This is a genomic window from Photorhabdus stackebrandtii (assembly GCF_011189495.1).
Lineage (GTDB): Bacteria > Pseudomonadota > Gammaproteobacteria > Enterobacterales > Enterobacteriaceae > Photorhabdus > Photorhabdus khanii.
In genome coordinates this window covers 108,835-124,129 of record NZ_PUJV01000009.1, presented here as the reverse complement: position 1 = coordinate 124,129, position 15,295 = coordinate 108,835, and the positions used below count along the sequence as shown (strand labels likewise).

The following is a 15,295-nucleotide window of genomic DNA, read 5'->3' as shown; positions in this document are numbered from 1 at the left end:
ATTGCAATTACTGTAAAACATGGGAGGTAAAAACCTCCCATTTCAAAGACAGTTGTTAAGAAAAACCGTTTTTTATCTGTCAGCGTGGTGTTAAAATTTGGAAAAACTGGCAAGGGCATCATGAAAAAATAGGTAAAAACTTTAATCATTAAAGGTAAAAAGGGGTGATTAAGGTTTTTTTAAAGTGGGTAAAAATTCGATTTTATGCCGATATTGGAAGAGAAAACATTAGGAAAAACGAGAAAACCCAGGTATTAGTTTAATGGCAAATGGGCGTTAAATATGGGGATAAACAGAATTATTTACAAGCTCTAATCGGTATGTCTAATGATTCTGAGGCATGTCGACAATATTTTTTACGTCAATCATTGATTAGTAAATGGTTATTTTCTGGCGATGTAAATATTTTCCTTAATCTTATCTAAGCTACTTCATAATCAAAGACGATGATGTCATCAATAGAATCCATAATGAGTTCTTTTAGGTTGTTATGCGCTGGATGAGGCAGATAGTTTGAAAATAGCTTTGTGATCATAAAATGTCATTGTGACCGCGTGTGTAAAACCTTTGTTCTTGTTTTCACTACTGATATTATTTCCCCACTCAACAGAAAAAATACCTTTGATTTGATGCTGTATGGAAATAAAGGCCTCTTTTATCGCCGCTAATTGTTGTTCTTTTATATCGGATGTGAATTTTAACAAAAGGATATGCCGTATCATACATGGTTCCTGAAAGTGTTTTTTTCTCCAGACAAGATAGAAAATAAATAGCTGTATTGCAATATTCTTGAATGTATCTCATCAATCAGAGGCAAAACGTTCGATTTTGCTGTTTTTGTTTCCCTGAGATATTATTAATGAAGAGAACGCACCGGAGGTAATGATGGACTACGAATTTTTGCTGGGTGTCACTGGGCAGGTGACTAGCCGATTCTCAATGGATCACGAAGCTATTGGTCAGTGGCTGAATGAAGAGGTTAAAGGTGACTTGACTGTGCTGGATAAGATCACCACAGCGCTGGCTGAAATCAAGGGCAGTGAACGCCAATGGCAACTTGTGGGTCATGAATATACGCTGCTAATGGATGACGAAGAAGTTATGGTTCGTGCTAATCAGCTTGAGTTTGAAACTGATGAGATGGAAGAGGGCATGAGTTATTACGATAATGAGAGTCTGGCTTTTTGTGGTACCAAGGATTTTATTGATATGTTGTCCGATTATCGGGATTTTATTTTGCGAAAAAACGACTGGTAACCATTTGTATATAAACCAGAATAATTTTCTGGCGCGATAGGTTTTTTTCTTGCTATCGATACCTGCTATGAAGAATAGCAATTAGGTAATTTTGTTAATTATAGTTGAATAGCTAAATAATCAAGGTGGTTTTAATGGAAGATATCAGTCTGTCTGGTGGTATTAATGAGGCTACAAGCTGGTTTATTAATCATCAGGACTTAATCATTCAGTATCTGGTCAATATGGTTGCTGCTGTTCTGATCCTTGTTTTGGGGTTGATGGCAGCAAAATTAATCAGCAAGGGTGTGAAAAGAGTTATGTCGTTGCGTGGCATTGATGTAACTGTGTCAGATTTCCTGGCTGCGATTGTCCGTTATTCGGTAATTGCGTTCACGATTATCGCTGTTTTGGGCAAATTAGGGGTTCAGACAGCATCGGTGATTGCGGTTATCGGTGCCGCGGGTTTAGCCGTTGGTTTAGCTTTACAGGGGTCTTTGTCCAACTTTGCTGCCGGTGTATTGTTGGTTGCTTTCCGGCCAATCCGGGCCGGTGAATATGTTATCTTGGGTGCAGTTGAAGGCACTGTGATTCAGGTGCAGATTTTCTCTACAACATTGCGTACAGCCGATGACAAAATTATTGTTATTCCGAATGGGAAAATTATTGCAGATAATGTTATTAATACCAGCCGTGAACCGAACCGTCGGACGCAAATAATGGTCGGGGTTGCCTATAATGCTGATATTGATGAAGTCAAAAAAGTGCTGGGTGATGTTATTGCGGCAGACAGCCGTATTCAGCATAATCGCGGTGTAACAATCCGTTTGCATGAAATGGCACCTTCTTCGCTGAATTTTATTGTGCGTGTATGGACGACCAATGGTGATGCTTGGGACGTTTATTGGGATTTGATGGAAAACTTTAAACGTACATTGGATAAACACAATATCGGTATTCCTTACCCGCAAATGGATGTTTATTTACATCAAAATCAGGTTGTGGCGCAGAATAGGATGAACGATTAAAGTCTGCTTATTATTATGATCCTCTTCGCATATGTTGAGGTGTCGATGTTGGTGCTATTGTTGGTATAACTCAGTCCGGTTGGCGATTTATTAGTTTTGCGATTGCTCAGACCGGATTGAGTTACTTCGAAATGTGAGCCATTGGGATAGACTCTAATCGTCCGGTATCAGTCATTCAACAAAGCTCAATTTCTTTTGTCATCCATAATACAGTATTAATACCATCTAATTGCAAATCGATGGGTTTATACCCAACTTTTATATAGAGTCGTAAAATATACTCATTATTTTTATAGAGTTGTATAGCCAAGCCAACCTTTTTTACGTTAAGTCGCTGATGACAAATTTCCTCTAACTTGCGAGAGAAGTGAAGTGCTATGCCATTTCTCCTCCACTTTGGGTTAATCCAGAGGTCATGGAGTTCAATTATTCCCATGTCATTAAATGATGTACGCTCAGATATCAAGAGAATGTGTGCCATTCCTACAAACTCTGTATTATGACGACATATTAGCACTATTCTCTTTGATTCTTTAATTTCATGTTGGCATAACTTAAAGTATCCAATAGGTCTTACCTCTCCTGAGTTCGTCATTATATCATGTATATCAATGACTTCTTCATTGCTTAATTTTGATTCTACAAAAGTGAATTTATTCATTTCGTTTTCATTAAAGTGAGTATTTTTATTATGATTTTCCATCATAAAGCCCCTGAGATTGTATTAAGTAGCTTGTCAGTTCCGCAACATGCTAATGTATCTGAATACATTTTATTGTGCTTCCTGTTAGTTATTCTTGTTTGTGGGCACCCACCGTGACATAGATGAAACCATTGGCATTTTTCCATGTTGTTATTATTATCAATTTCTTCTTTTTCTGATTTTTCATAATGTAAAGAATTATCTAGTAATGTTTTTAAATCACTATCCAGCAATGATCCATAGTAAAAATTTTCACTCCCGACGTATTTGTCACATGCAGATACAGTTGCATTTGGCTCAATTGTAACAACTTCTTGATGGCATTTTTCTGACCAATAACATGACATCAGAACATTGTTAGCACCTTTTAAAACACCAACGAATGAGTTAAACAAAGGAATGTTAATTGTGTCTTTATATTCCTTCCACCAAATCAGGAATAGTTCTGAGAGGAAGTCCATGTATTCGAAGTAATTGATATAACTGTCACCTGGATATTCTCCAGGAAGTAACCTGTTATCTGGAACTATATCTAGGAAAACGAGATCATTGAGGTTTATTTTTGCGAAATAGTCTAATAGTTCTTTTTTATTTGATTCAAGTATAAGTCGATCAACAACAACTAACCCCCCATATTTAATGTTGTTATCTCTGAATGTTTGTATTGTTTTCTCTATTCTTTTAGAAGTACCGACACCTTTTAGATCAACTCTTCTGCTATCATTAATCTCGGGATGACCATCAAGGCTTATTCCAACACTAATCTTCAATCTTTTTATCAATGAGATCCATTTTTCACTTATATTTACAGCATTTGTTTGTATCGCGTTAGTGATAAATTGGTTGTCTCTCTTAATATGTTGTTGCAACCAAATGAATTTTATGAAAAATTCGGGTCTTAATCTTGTAACTTCACCACCATGCCATACAAATTCCACTCTAATTAAATCAGGAATATCAAGGAGCCTTTTAGTTATGGCAACTAAGCTACTAAAACTCATTGTGTTATTTTTCCCTTCAGCCCATGAATGGCAGTAGGAGCACCTTAAATTGCATAATCTGGTCGCTTTGGTAACAACAACAAGTTTATTAGATCCTAACGGCTTTACTTCTATTTTCTTCCGCATTTCATTTTCATAAATTTCTATTTCCTCATCAGAAAGGATATCTTGGATTGGAATTTTCTTTATATCTTCATATGCATATAGCTCATAAGGGATTTTAGATCTTTTTTTAGTGTAATTAGCACTCATATCGCCATTTACATCTATGTTTCTTACTTCTATTTTTTCTTTCATCTTAGCCTCTTTTAAGTATTATTGTTGTAGATGGTTTTTCCTCAGACTGTGTGAAGCTATTAATATGTATATACAATACATTAGTATTGAAAATGAGAAATAAAATAGCGCTAATCGGATTTGTCTTGAGTATAAGTACTGACTACCAATGCCATTGTTTAAATTACATTATTATTTAGAATCTATAAGTCCATTGAGAAAGCTCAGGATAGTTTTCGTATTCTGATTTATCTCTGTTATTATTAATCTCTCTATCATTATCTCTATTTTTACATTGTTTTATGTTATTTTCCCCTTGAGGGGGTAATTTAGCATCGTGATTTTTTGTGGATATGTTCATATATAAACCCCATTTTCTATTGGCGCTTGATAGTCAGTAATTAAAGGGTAGTTAATGTTTTTAATAAATGCCAATAATCCATTCGTCTTTTATAGTTTTTTTTATTGTTATTTGATTTTATAGAATAAATAGTTGAGTGATTTGATGATAGAGAGGTATTGATATCTGAATTCAGACTTGAAATACTTTATGTGAGGAGATCTCAGATAGCAGGAGCGATAATAATGATGATTGTTAACAGCGTGAAATCAATAAATTTTAAAAAATAATCTTTTTCTTTTGATTTCTATATAATTGACGGGTTTATTCATGTTTGAATGTGTATTTTCCTGATTTTTTTAATTAATCAAATATTTTTACTGCAAAAATCTGGCTTTTAATGAGTGATTAAAATTACTTATGATCTATTAGAACTATTTGTTTCCTAGAATGAGCTATTCTTCTTAATATTCTGAACATTGGAAGAGTAAAGTGAATAATTATTGAGGAGTTTTTTTATGTTATCGACATTTGTGCAGGGTTTTTTTCTCAGTGCTGCAATGATTTTGCCTCTTGGTCCACAAAATGCCTTTGTTATGCAGCAAGGGAGCCGAAGACAATTCCATCTGATGAGTGCCACTTTGTGTGCTATCAGCGATGGTTTTCTGATTGGTGCCGGCGTATTTGGGGGGAGTGCATTGCTTGGACAGTCAACTTTACTACTGCAATTTGTCACTTGGGGAGGGGTTGCTTTTTTATTGTGGTATGGCTGGAGGGCCTTTCGTGTGGCTCTGCTTGCGAATGCTGAGCTCACACAGACTGGCAATATAGCGAGAAGTCGCTGGCGGGTCATTGCGATTATCTTTGCTGTCACTTGGTTAAATCCACATGTCTATCTGGATACTCTGGTTATACTGGGAAGTATTGGTAGTCAATTATCTTCAGAACTCAGGCCTTGGTTTACTTTTGGTGCTGCAAGCGCTTCCATTAGCTGGTTTTTTGCTCTGGCATTCCTCGCTGCTTGGTTTTCCCCGGTACTGAGTAAGCCACGTTCTCAACGAATTATTAATGGATTTATCTGTATTGTCATGTGGTATATAGCTTGGCAACTTGCTAAACAGGGATTGATAATTTCTGGTTAACCTGGACACTTTTTTGCATACAGTGTGTGTGTTAGTGTTTTATTTATCCCATGCATGTTTCGGTTTTTCCGGGGATAAACTCTTTTTTTGACAGATTTTCTACGGAGGTTGTGGTGAAATTAAAATCATTAGGGTTGGCTGCAATGTTAAGTGCAGGAGGCGTACCTCTCTCTGCGCAGGCAGCTGATTTACCCGTGGTCCCTCATATTGTGACTTCTGGTAATGCGGTAATTAAAGCAGAACCGGATATGGCAACATTGATGATTAACGTCGATATTTCTGCCAAAGATGCTTCTGGTGCTAAAAAACAGGTTGATGAGCTTGTTGCTAAGTATTTTGATTTTCTAAAAGAGAATGGTATTGAAAAGAAAGATATTAATGCGGCGAATCTGCGTACTCAACCTGACTATGAGTATGACAGAGAATCCGATAAGTCTGTGCTAAAAGGTTATCGTGCAATCCGTTCGGTGGAAGTGAAGGTTCGTAAGTTGGATCATCTTAATATTTTGCTTGATGGCGCATTAAAAGCGGGTTTGAATGAGATCTCATCCGTTCAGTTTGGTGTGGACGATCCACAAAAATATCGTGATGAAGCCCGACAGAAAGCTATTCAGAATGCGATTGAGCAGGCTGATGTGTTAGCGAAAGGCTTTAACAGTAAACTTGGCCCGATATACAGCATCAATTATCGAGCGCCAGATATTTCCTATATGAAATACCGCAATAATGATGTTGTGCTGGCAGGAAGTGCGGCTGCTGGCGTGGGAGAAACTTACCAACAGGACACCATCAGCTTTAGCGATCAGGTTGATGTTGTGTTTGAGTTAAAACCTTAATCCGTGTCATCCTGTCTTAACATCTGACGCCCAATTTTCAACAGGGCGTCAGTCACTTTTTTCATGGTTCTGCTTTCCGGTGCGAAACGATGCCAATAGAGCATCCGGCGCTGACATAAACCCGGTGTCAGGTCGAGCAGTTTGCCCTTTTTCAGTTCCTGATCAATTTGTAAATGAGGGATCATACAACAGGTAGAACCCTGTTTTGCCAGTTGCACAAAAGCTTCAGATGAGTTGACGATATGGCATGGAACACTGCCCGGCGATAAATCGAAGTTCTGTTGTAAAAATGCCTGATGCATATCATCCAGGTGATCGAATGCTACTGCAGGTGCCTTCAGTAGTGCTGAACGGGTAACCCCATTTGGAAAATATCGGGTAGCAAATTCTGGTGACGCAACAAACAGGTAATCCAATGCCCCTAGTTTATCGACCAGACAACCAGGTAATGGTTGTGGTTGAATACTGACTGCACCAACGACTTCACCTCTTCTTAATTGTTCTTGAGTACGGGTTTCATCTTCAACCTGAATATTCAGCCGAATCGGTAAATCACCGAGCACTGGGTGTAATGCCGGTAACAGCCAGGTAGCCAGGCTATCGGCGTTAACTGCCAGTGAAAGCAGCAGTGGAGTATCTGTACCCGATTCATCGCCTAACCATTGTTCTTCCAGTAATTCTACTTGATGCAGTAGCGCCAGCAGCTTTTGCCCTTGTTCGGTGGGGCGTGGAGGAACGGTGCGCACTAACAGAGGCTGACCGAACAGATTTTCCAACTGCTTGATACGTTGGGAAACTGCGGATTGAGTGATACAGAGTTTCTGGGCTGCGCGTTCGAAACCACGCTCACGGATCACAGCATCCAAGGCTTGCAGTGTTCGGTAATCAGGGCGTTTCATTACAGAAAGATTCTCCATTGATTGTTCTGCATAGCACTATGCCATATTTTTCCGGTGGATGAGGCAAATTATCTGGTGTGCCATAAATCCTGTCTTATCAATGATAGCCGATACTGGTACTGGGCTCATCTCCAGCTTGAATAGATGTTGTTGATTAGTGGCCTTATTAACTGGGAATATTATATTACAGAAGTGAGCAATCGTGATAACTGCTTCAGCTTGTGTATAAAGTTTGTCACATCAAGGGAACCTCTCCAAGTTGAGTTTGTTCCAGCTGGAGCCGCTTTATCTACATACGATCTGAACGATAAGAGCTTTAACATTTATGTGCTAGAAAACTTTGTTAAGGATTCTGAAAATCACCCATTGAGAAGAAAAATGCTTTTGTATACTCTGTATACGACATTGATTTTCATGAATATGGTTGATGGTGAAATTGTAAGGATCCATGAACCAGTTGAGGATAAAATAGCTTACTATTGTTCGTTTGGTTTTGAGCTGGAGCGTTGTGGATATGTGATGTCATGTGACATCAAAACGTTAATCGAAAAGGTGAAGAGCAGGTCCGAGAGTTTAGCTCTTTGATAGTTAGTATCTGGATGCGTACTATAATGTTCAGGCAGAGCAACTGTTTTTTCATATTTGTCCTGCATGATGAATCAATTTAGTCATAAAGTTGCCTTAGCGGTGTTGCTATGAAAGCACAAAAAGAACCGATGTTCGATACTGTTCAAACCTACAAAAAGGCTGGAGAATCCTTAGATTTCCTAATGAAAGTAGGTCCAGCTTTGGAAGAGAAAGCGCAGGCACCGAGCCAGGAGAAGCAAGGTCGTCATCGCAGCAAAGCGGCTGCATAAATATCAGTCTTTTTGTAGCCCGCCTTATGGCGGGTTCTTTAATCACTCAATATTAATTCTCATGATTTACCGCATGCCGTTTAATTGCAGTTTCTTTGTTGTTGTCAATGCTTATACTAGCTGACAGGCTTTCCTTGTAACTGATATAGGCAGTGAATTGATATGACTCAGGATGAACTGAAAAAAGCAGTAGGTTGGGCAGCGCTCGAATTTGTCACTCCCGGAACGATTGTCGGTGTGGGGACGGGTTCAACGGCTTCGCATTTTATTGATGCTCTTGGCTCGATTAAAGACCAGATTGAAGGGGCTGTATCCAGCTCTGAGGCTTCTACCGAAAAACTAAAAAGCCTGGGAATTCCTGTATTCGACTGTAATGAAGTGGATTCCCTTGATCTTTATGTTGATGGCGCCGATGAAATCAATGGCAATATGCAGATGATTAAAGGCGGTGGTGCCGCATTGACTCGCGAAAAAATTATTTCTGCAATAGCGAAGAAATTCATTTGTATTGTTGATTCTTCTAAGAACGTTGATGTATTGGGTAAATTCCCTTTACCGGTTGAAGTGATCCCAATGGCTCGTTCATATGTTGCCCGTGAATTGATTAAATTGGGCGGTTTACCAGAATATCGCCAGAATGTTGTGACTGATAACGGTAATGTGATCCTGGATGTGCATAATTTAGCAATTCTCGATCCTGTTGAGTTAGAGAATAAAATTAATCGTATTGCCGGTGTCGTCACTGTCGGTCTGTTTGCTAACCGTGGTGCGGATGTTGTATTGATGGGAACATTAGATGGTGTGAAAACCATCACTAAATAATATTGCTCACAGAGGGCGGAACCTTTCGCCCTTAAAAATTTTTTACTTTTAATAATAAGTGAAAATTTAGTGATATATCTCACTTATCTGATTATTAGATAATCTAAATTCTGACTTTATTCTTCTTCATATCATTTTATTCCGCACAATAATTATTTTATTAAGACTTATTTGGTAGGAATAGCAATCGTTTGTATTGCTGTGTCTGTTTTTTTTGTTATGTTGAGAGAATGAATCTTAAATGTAATGAAAATTGACGTAACAATAGGCAGGGTAAATGGTTAAGGTATCTCTGGAAAAAGACAAGATTAAATTTTTGCTATTAGAAGGTGTACATCAGAGCACGGTGGAAAACCTGCGGGGAGCAGGCTATAGCAATATTGAATATCATAAAGGGGCGTTAGATTCTCAGGCGTTAAAAGAGGCAATTCGTGATGCCCATTTTGTTGGCATCCGTTCTCACACACAATTGACAGAAGATATTTTCCAGGCAGCAGAAAAATTGGTTGCTGTGGGGTGTTTCTGTATCGGTACCAATCAGGTTGATCTGAAAGCCGCTGCCAAACGGGGTATCCCCGTCTTTAATGCGCCATTTTCTAATACTCGCTCTGTTGCTGAGATGGTACTTGGTGAGTTGTTGTTACTACTGCGCCGTATTCCTTTAGCGAATGCTAAAGCGCATCGTGGCGTATGGGATAAACAGGCTAAGGGCTGTTATGAAGTGCGCGGTAAAAAACTGGGTATTATCGGTTATGGTCATATTGGTACTCAGCTGGGTATTTTGGCTGAAAATATTGGTATGGATGTTTACTTCTACGATATTGAGAACAAACTGCCATTAGGTAATGCTCATCAGATTCGTCATTTATCAGAATTACTGAATATGAGTGATGTGGTCAGTTTACACGTACCAGAAACGCCATCAACGAAGAATATGATGGGGACGCAGGAACTGGCATTGATGAAACCGGGTTCTATCCTAATTAATGCTTCACGCGGAACGGTGGTGGATATTCCGGCATTGTGTGAAGCACTGGAAAGTGAACACTTGTCCGGTGCGGCTGTGGATGTATTCCCGGTTGAACCCGCGACCAATAATGATCCGTTTGAGTCGCCTTTGCTTAAATTTGATAACGTATTGCTGACTCCGCATATCGGTGGTTCTACACAGGAAGCGCAGGAAAACATTGGTTATGAAGTGGCAGGAAAGTTAGCGAAGTATTCTGATAATGGTTCTACCTTATCAGCAGTCAACTTCCCGGAAGTTTCTCTTCCTGCTCATGCTGATGATACCAATCGGTTTTTACATATTCACGAAAATCGTCCAGGTATATTGAATAGTATTAACCAAGTGTTTGCTGCACAGGATATTAATATCGCTGCTCAGTACCTGCGTACCAGCGGGGATATGGGATATGTGGTGATTGATATTGTGACTGAGAACCCAGCTCAGGCTGAAATGGTATTTCAGGAACTGAAAGCTTTGCCGGGTACTATCCGTTCTCGCCTGCTGTACTGATTATTTTGCTACGCCGTAAATGGGCGCATTATGTAAGGTGCCCATTTTTTACTGCCATTGCCAGATTTTTTCGGGAGTGATGATTTCTGGTAATGGGATATCCCACTCGGCTGAAGGTAATGTATCGACTAATTGGCAGTTATGAGCCAGGCCAATCGGATAGAAATTTTTTTGTTGCCATTGGCTCAATGTACGATCGTAAAAGCCACCTCCCATTCCAAGTCGCTGTCCTGTGCGGTCGAAAGCAACCAGCGGGATCATCATGATATCCAGCTCAGATAAGGGTAAGAGCTGCTGAACATCCAGTGGTGGCTCTTCTATATTGAAACGATTTCTAACAAGCAACGTATTTGGTTGATAGTTTAAAAACAGCAGATGGTGGCGACTGAAAGGGTGCAATACAGGTAAATAGATCTGTTTGTTTTGTTGCCAGAGTTGGTTGATTAGTGGTCGGGTATCAAGTTCACCATCAAATGAAAGAAATAGTGCAATTTTATTGGCTTGGTGAATTCTGGGGTGGTTGACAACTTTTTCTGCGGCTTGGTTTGCAAAAAGGGCTTGTTGCTCAGGGGTTAGCTCACGGCGTTGCTGGCGTATTTTCTTTCTGATGTTTTGCCTGAGTGATAACAGGGGAGCTGATGGCATGGAACCTGACCTGTTAATGCGAGCAATGATTAAAATTGAGGGTTCTCCAAGATGCCGTTACAGGTAGTAACCCTTGAACCCTAGGTTCAAGGTGAACGCAGCGTCGCATCCTTAAGGCTTCTCGGACGGACCGAGCATGCACACCGGCTGCGGAGCACTACATTCTATCATGTATGAAATATCGGCTCAGGGGACTTTCCCCGTTCACGAACATCTCAGAGAAATTTATTCAGTGCTTACGCTTACTAAGCAACTTTATGTAACCTATTGTATAAAACTAAACACAGAAAGCAACTAATTATCGAATGATTCACTCACTAATGCATGATTTATCAATAGAATTCATTCATTTGATGCAATAGTACGCTCAGTGATGCGACCTTGCTCCACTAATGCTTGTTCTATAGTCTGTTGAAGCATCTTTATTTTTTGTTCCATATTGTAAGCATAGTCACGGGTTTTCACTTTTTCTTGTGCCAGCTCATGACAGACATTCAGTGCCACAATAAAAACCAGTTGTTCAGTATTGGTTACTCTGGTGCGTTCTTTTAAATCTTCTAAACGTTGTTCAAGTTCCACCGCGGCAGCCAGCAATGCTTCTTTTTGCTCTGATGGACAATTGACACGTAATGACCGCCCAAAAATCTGGATATCTACTGGTTGTGCAGACATGACCCCTTCCTGACTTATTACTGCGTCCTGGCTCTCATTCCTGATAGGATAAAGCAAGACGCCAATCATTACAGTGCGATACCGACAGACAACTCACGATTAGCTATGGCTGTTGTCTGGTATAGCGACTCCCCTTGGTGGTAGCATAGCATGAACTTACACCGTCAACGATGACCAATACACATGTCTATACAGAATTCATTACCAGATTATCAATCTTTTGACAAAATATTGCATCAGCAGTCAGTGGCGCTGACAGCGGCTGAGATGCATGGGTTGATTAGTGGCTTACTGTGCGGTGGTAACCGTGATAGTAGTTGGCAAGCTTTAGTTCATGATTTAGCCAATGATGGACTGGCTTTTTCCCATCCATTAGCTCAACAATTGCGTGAATTACGTGAAATTACATTTGAATCATTGGATGACAGTCATTTTGCATTCCATTTATTGTTGCCCGATGAGGAAGATAATGTGTTTGAACGGGCAGATGCCCTGTCTGGATGGGTAAACCATTTCTTATTGGGATTGGGTGTCGCGCAACCAAAATTCACAGATAAAAAAGAGGTCAGTGAGATTGTGGGTGATTTGCGTAATATCGGTCTGCTTGGCTATGAAGAAGGTGAGGATCAAGAAGAGCTGGCTCAGGCACTGGAAGAAGTTCTTGAATATGTGCGGGTTGCCGCGCAGCTTTGCTATATCGCTTTTACTCAGCCTAAAGCGGTTTCAATTGCAAAAAATGATAAACCAACATTGCATTAATTGCTGTTTATTGAACTCAAAATAATTAACTCAGTCGCAGGAGAGGGTATGCTCAAACAAGAATATTTATCCCGCCGTCAGGCTTTACTGGCAAAAATGGCTCCGGCCAGCGCAGCGATTATTTTTTCTGCTCCGCCTGCGCCACGAAATTCGGATAGTGAATATCCCTATCGCCAGCACAGTGATTTCCTTTATTTGACTGGGTTCAATGAACCGGAAGCTGTACTGATATTAATTAAGAGTGATGATACGCATAATCATAGTGTTCTTTTTAATCGAACCCGTGACTTAACGGCGGAAATTTGGTTTGGCCGCCGTCTTGGACAAGAAGCGGCACCAGAAAAACTGGGCATTAACCGGGCTTTGCCTTTTGATGATATCCAGGAAGAGCTTTATCAGCTGTTAAATGGTCTGGATGTGGTTTATCACGCACAGGGTGAATTTTCCTATGCGGATGAAATAGTCTTCCAGGCGCTGGATACACTGAGAAAAGGCGGTCGCCGTAATCTTTCCGCACCTTTAACGATAACTGACTGGCGTCCTTGGGTACACGAAATGCGGTTGTTCAAATCCAAGGCAGAAATTGAAATGATGCGCCGGGCAGGTGAAATCAGCGCACAGGCACATACGCGTGCGATGAAGACTTGCCGCCCCGGCATGTTTGAATATCAACTGGAAGCTGAAATTCATCACGAATTTACGCATCAGGGTGCACGTTATCCTTCTTACAATACGATTGTAGGGAGTGGTGAAAATGGCTGTATTCTGCACTACACCGAGAATGAAAGCCGGATGAAAGAGGGTGATCTGGTGCTGATTGATGCAGGTTGTGAATATCTGGGTTATGCCGGAGATATCACCCGTACTTTCCCGGTGAATGGCAAGTTCAGCCGTGCCCAGCGTGAAATCTACGATATCGTACTGAAAACATTGAAGGTTTCATTGGAATTGTATAAACCGGGCACCAGCATCAACAAAGTAACAGAATATGTTGTGCGGATTATGGTGGAAGAGTTGGTGAAACTGGGCATTATGCACGGTGAGGTTGAACATTTAATCGAAACCAAAGCCTATCGCCAGTTCTTTATGCATGGCCTCAGTCATTGGTTGGGGCTGGATGTGCATGATGTTGGGCACTATGGCGTAGAGCGTGATCGCATTCTGGAACCGGGAATGGTATTAACGGTTGAACCCGGGCTTTATATTGCACCGGATGCTGATGTGGCGCTGGAATATCGTGGTATCGGTATCCGTATTGAAGATGACATTTTGATCACTGAAACCGGTAACGAAAACCTGACAGCCAGTGTGATTAAAGAAGCTGATGAGATTGAAGCTCTGATGGCGAAAGCAAAACAGGGTTAAGTTAAGGTATGAACGTGATTATCGTTGGAGGGGGCATGACCGGCGCGACACTTGCGCTGGCGATATCTTCCCTGAGCAAGGGGCGGATTCATGTTTCCCTGATTGAAGCAGCAGAGCCGGAGCAGAAGCACCCCGGCTTTGATGCCAGAGCGATAGCGCTGGCTTACGGTACGTGTCAGCGTTTACAACAGATAGGGGTTTGGTCTGCTCTGGAAGATTATGTGATACCAATAACTCACGTTCATGTTAGTGACCGTGGTCATGCAGGGTTTGTGAACCTTTATGCAAAAGAATATCACATTCCGGCTTTAGGCAATGTTGTCGAACTGTATGATGCAGGTAAATGCTTGTTCGGCTTACTGAAAAATGCTCCCGGTGTGACACTGTATTGTCCATCCAAGGTTCTGACCGTTGAAAGAACGATGTCATCAGTGACTGTTACCCTGGACAGTGGCGATCAACTGCAAGGTGAATTGCTGGTCGCTGCAGATGGCAGTCATTCCGCGATTGGTCAAGCCTGCAATATTCAGTGGCAACAGCACCCTTATGAACAGATTGCCGTGATTACTAATGTGCTGACGTCAGAGCATCCACAGGGCAGGGCATTTGAACGTTTCACAGAATATGGCCCACTGGCTCTGCTACCAATGTCTGGGGGGCGGAGTTCACTGGTATGGTGCCATCATTTGGATCGGCGAAAGGAAATAGCTGGCTGGAATAATGAGCAGTTTCTGAGGCAGTTACAGCGGGCATTTGGCTGGCGATTGGGCAAAATGTTGGAAACCGGCTGGCGCCACAGTTATCCACTCACACTATCCACTGCAAATCAACAAGTCAGCCACCGATTGGCGCTGGTGGGTAATGCTGCACAAACATTACATCCGATTGCCGGTCAGGGTTTTAATCTTGGTATGCGCGATGTGATGACACTAGCTCAGATTGTTTCTGAGGCTTTTGCGGCTGGTCAGGATATTGGTGCTTACCCGGTTTTGGCTAATTATCAGCAGCAACGGATTTTAGATCGGGAAAATACCATTGGTATTACTGATGGATTGATACGGATATTTGCCAATCGTTATTTTCCATTAAGAGTTGGGCGCAATCTTGGCTTGATGGCGATGGAAAAATTCTCTCCTGTGCGGGATATACTGGCCCGCAGACTCTGGGCTGGGTCGCCCAAAGATAACCGCAGATA

17 protein-coding genes, 1 other RNA gene and 1 pseudogene are annotated in these 15,295 nt (G+C 40.9%); 11 read left to right on the top strand and 8 right to left on the bottom strand.

The window, feature by feature from the left end; translation table 11 throughout:
- Positions 1-488: 488 nt before the first annotated feature.
- Positions 489-722, bottom strand: coding sequence for a Dabb family protein (locus C5470_RS10180; RefSeq protein WP_207626944.1), 234 nt, complete (start codon positions 720-722; stop codon positions 489-491).
- A gap of 163 nt (positions 723-885) precedes the next feature.
- Between C5470_RS10180 and C5470_RS10175 the strand changes: the two genes are divergently transcribed.
- Entirely contained in the window at positions 886-1,257 is a 372-nt protein-coding gene (locus C5470_RS10175) for a YacL family protein (RefSeq protein ID WP_036842808.1), read from the top strand.
- A gap of 134 nt (positions 1,258-1,391) precedes the next feature.
- Entirely contained in the window at positions 1,392-2,264 is an 873-nt protein-coding gene (gene mscS, locus C5470_RS10170) for a small-conductance mechanosensitive channel MscS (RefSeq protein ID WP_166288419.1), read from the top strand.
- Positions 2,265-2,439: 175 nt separating this feature from the next.
- Here mscS and C5470_RS10165 read toward each other — a convergent pair whose 3' ends face one another.
- From C5470_RS10165 to C5470_RS10155, 3 genes are all read right to left on the bottom strand, one after another.
- Positions 2,440-2,970, bottom strand: coding sequence for a GNAT family N-acetyltransferase (locus tag C5470_RS10165; RefSeq protein ID WP_166288416.1), 531 nt, complete (start codon positions 2,968-2,970; stop codon positions 2,440-2,442).
- Entirely contained in the window at positions 2,967-4,265 is a 1,299-nt protein-coding gene (gene darE / locus C5470_RS10160) for a darobactin maturation radical SAM/SPASM protein DarE (protein ID WP_166288413.1), read from the bottom strand. The genes C5470_RS10165 and darE overlap by 4 nt, the downstream gene beginning before the upstream one ends.
- A 175-nt stretch (positions 4,266-4,440) precedes the next feature.
- Positions 4,441-4,605: a hypothetical protein gene (locus tag C5470_RS10155; protein WP_166288410.1), complete on the bottom strand. Its 165-nt coding sequence runs from the start codon at positions 4,603-4,605 to the stop codon at positions 4,441-4,443.
- 497 nt (positions 4,606-5,102) lie between these two features.
- Between C5470_RS10155 and argO the strand changes: the two genes are divergently transcribed.
- Together argO and C5470_RS10145 are read left to right on the top strand one after the other, a co-directional pair.
- Positions 5,103-5,726 carry an arginine exporter ArgO gene (argO, locus tag C5470_RS10150; RefSeq protein WP_166288407.1) on the top strand — a complete coding sequence of 208 codons (624 nt, stop codon included), beginning with the start codon at positions 5,103-5,105 and terminating at the stop codon, positions 5,724-5,726.
- 113 nt (positions 5,727-5,839) lie between these two features.
- Entirely contained in the window at positions 5,840-6,562 is a 723-nt protein-coding gene (locus C5470_RS10145) for an oxidative stress defense protein (protein ID WP_036842820.1), read from the top strand.
- Here C5470_RS10145 and C5470_RS10140 read toward each other — a convergent pair.
- The gene (locus C5470_RS10140) at positions 6,559-7,461 is read right to left on the bottom strand and encodes a LysR family transcriptional regulator ArgP (RefSeq protein WP_036842822.1); all 903 of its coding nucleotides are present in this window, start codon (positions 7,459-7,461) and stop codon (positions 6,559-6,561) included. The two genes, C5470_RS10145 and C5470_RS10140, sit on opposite strands and share 4 nt — an antisense overlap.
- Before the next feature lie 192 nt (positions 7,462-7,653).
- Here C5470_RS10140 and C5470_RS10135 point away from each other — a divergent pair, with 192 nt between their 5' ends.
- From C5470_RS10135 to serA, 4 genes are all read left to right on the top strand, one after another.
- Entirely contained in the window at positions 7,654-8,046 is a 393-nt protein-coding gene (locus tag C5470_RS10135; RefSeq protein ID WP_166288404.1) for a hypothetical protein, read from the top strand.
- 110 nt (positions 8,047-8,156) lie between these two features.
- A complete protein-coding gene (locus C5470_RS10130; protein WP_165577068.1) occupies positions 8,157-8,318 on the top strand; it encodes a hypothetical protein in 162 nt (53 codons plus the stop codon).
- 162 nt (positions 8,319-8,480) lie between these two features.
- Positions 8,481-9,140: a ribose-5-phosphate isomerase RpiA gene (gene rpiA, locus C5470_RS10125; protein ID WP_036842825.1), complete on the top strand. Its 660-nt coding sequence runs from the start codon at positions 8,481-8,483 to the stop codon at positions 9,138-9,140.
- Positions 9,141-9,417: 277 nt separating this feature from the next.
- The gene (gene serA, locus C5470_RS10120) at positions 9,418-10,659 is read left to right on the top strand and encodes a phosphoglycerate dehydrogenase (RefSeq protein ID WP_036842827.1); all 1,242 of its coding nucleotides are present in this window, start codon (positions 9,418-9,420) and stop codon (positions 10,657-10,659) included.
- A gap of 48 nt (positions 10,660-10,707) precedes the next feature.
- Here the strand turns inward: serA and C5470_RS10115 are convergent, their stop codons facing one another.
- The 3 genes from C5470_RS10115 to zapA form a co-directional block, all read right to left on the bottom strand.
- On the bottom strand, positions 10,708-11,304 hold the full coding sequence (locus tag C5470_RS10115) for a 5-formyltetrahydrofolate cyclo-ligase (RefSeq protein WP_036842830.1): 597 nt from the start codon (positions 11,302-11,304) through the stop codon (positions 10,708-10,710).
- 39 nt (positions 11,305-11,343) lie between these two features.
- Positions 11,344-11,529, bottom strand: a non-coding RNA gene (gene ssrS, locus C5470_RS10110) — 6S RNA.
- A gap of 117 nt (positions 11,530-11,646) precedes the next feature.
- On the bottom strand, positions 11,647-11,976 hold the full coding sequence (gene zapA, locus C5470_RS10105; protein WP_021324001.1) for a cell division protein ZapA: 330 nt from the start codon (positions 11,974-11,976) through the stop codon (positions 11,647-11,649).
- A gap of 183 nt (positions 11,977-12,159) precedes the next feature.
- Here zapA and C5470_RS10100 point away from each other — a divergent pair, with 183 nt between their 5' ends.
- The 3 genes and pseudogenes from C5470_RS10100 to ubiH all read left to right on the top strand — a co-directional run bounded on the left by C5470_RS10100 (position 12,160) and on the right by ubiH (position 15,286).
- On the top strand, positions 12,160-12,735 hold the full coding sequence (locus C5470_RS10100; RefSeq protein WP_166288401.1) for a YecA/YgfB family protein: 576 nt from the start codon (positions 12,160-12,162) through the stop codon (positions 12,733-12,735).
- Between the two features lie 48 nt (positions 12,736-12,783).
- A complete protein-coding gene (gene pepP, locus C5470_RS10095) occupies positions 12,784-14,100 on the top strand; it encodes a Xaa-Pro aminopeptidase (RefSeq protein ID WP_166288398.1) in 1,317 nt (438 codons plus the stop codon).
- Between the two features lie 8 nt (positions 14,101-14,108).
- A pseudogene (gene ubiH / locus C5470_RS10090) lies at positions 14,109-15,286 on the top strand (2-octaprenyl-6-methoxyphenyl hydroxylase).
- The last annotated feature ends 9 nt before the right edge of the window (positions 15,287-15,295 follow it).

Excerpts from the sequence above, each read along its gene's own strand:
- C5470_RS10165 (WP_166288416.1), bottom strand. The coding sequence starts at position 2,970 with ATGATGGAAAATCATAATAAAAATACTCACTTTAATGAAAACGAAATG.
- C5470_RS10140 (WP_036842822.1), bottom strand. The coding sequence starts at position 7,461 with ATGAAACGCCCTGATTACCGAACACTGCAAGCCTTGGATGCTGTGATC.
- C5470_RS10175 (WP_036842808.1), top strand. The coding sequence starts at position 886 with ATGGACTACGAATTTTTGCTGGGTGTCACTGGGCAGGTGACTAGCCGA.
- darE (WP_166288413.1), bottom strand. The coding sequence starts at position 4,265 with ATGAAAGAAAAAATAGAAGTAAGAAACATAGATGTAAATGGCGATATG.
- C5470_RS10155 (WP_166288410.1), bottom strand. The coding sequence starts at position 4,605 with ATGAACATATCCACAAAAAATCACGATGCTAAATTACCCCCTCAAGGG.
- rpiA (WP_036842825.1), top strand. The coding sequence starts at position 8,481 with ATGACTCAGGATGAACTGAAAAAAGCAGTAGGTTGGGCAGCGCTCGAA.
- C5470_RS10115 (WP_036842830.1), bottom strand. The coding sequence starts at position 11,304 with ATGCCATCAGCTCCCCTGTTATCACTCAGGCAAAACATCAGAAAGAAA.
- C5470_RS10130 (WP_165577068.1), top strand. The coding sequence starts at position 8,157 with ATGAAAGCACAAAAAGAACCGATGTTCGATACTGTTCAAACCTACAAA.
- C5470_RS10180 (WP_207626944.1), bottom strand. The coding sequence starts at position 722 with ATGATACGGCATATCCTTTTGTTAAAATTCACATCCGATATAAAAGAA.
- mscS (WP_166288419.1), top strand. The coding sequence starts at position 1,392 with ATGGAAGATATCAGTCTGTCTGGTGGTATTAATGAGGCTACAAGCTGG.
- zapA (WP_021324001.1), bottom strand. The coding sequence starts at position 11,976 with ATGTCTGCACAACCAGTAGATATCCAGATTTTTGGGCGGTCATTACGT.
- pepP (WP_166288398.1), top strand. The coding sequence starts at position 12,784 with ATGCTCAAACAAGAATATTTATCCCGCCGTCAGGCTTTACTGGCAAAA.
- argO (WP_166288407.1), top strand. The coding sequence starts at position 5,103 with ATGTTATCGACATTTGTGCAGGGTTTTTTTCTCAGTGCTGCAATGATT.
- serA (WP_036842827.1), top strand. The coding sequence starts at position 9,418 with ATGGTTAAGGTATCTCTGGAAAAAGACAAGATTAAATTTTTGCTATTA.
- C5470_RS10100 (WP_166288401.1), top strand. The coding sequence starts at position 12,160 with ATGTCTATACAGAATTCATTACCAGATTATCAATCTTTTGACAAAATA.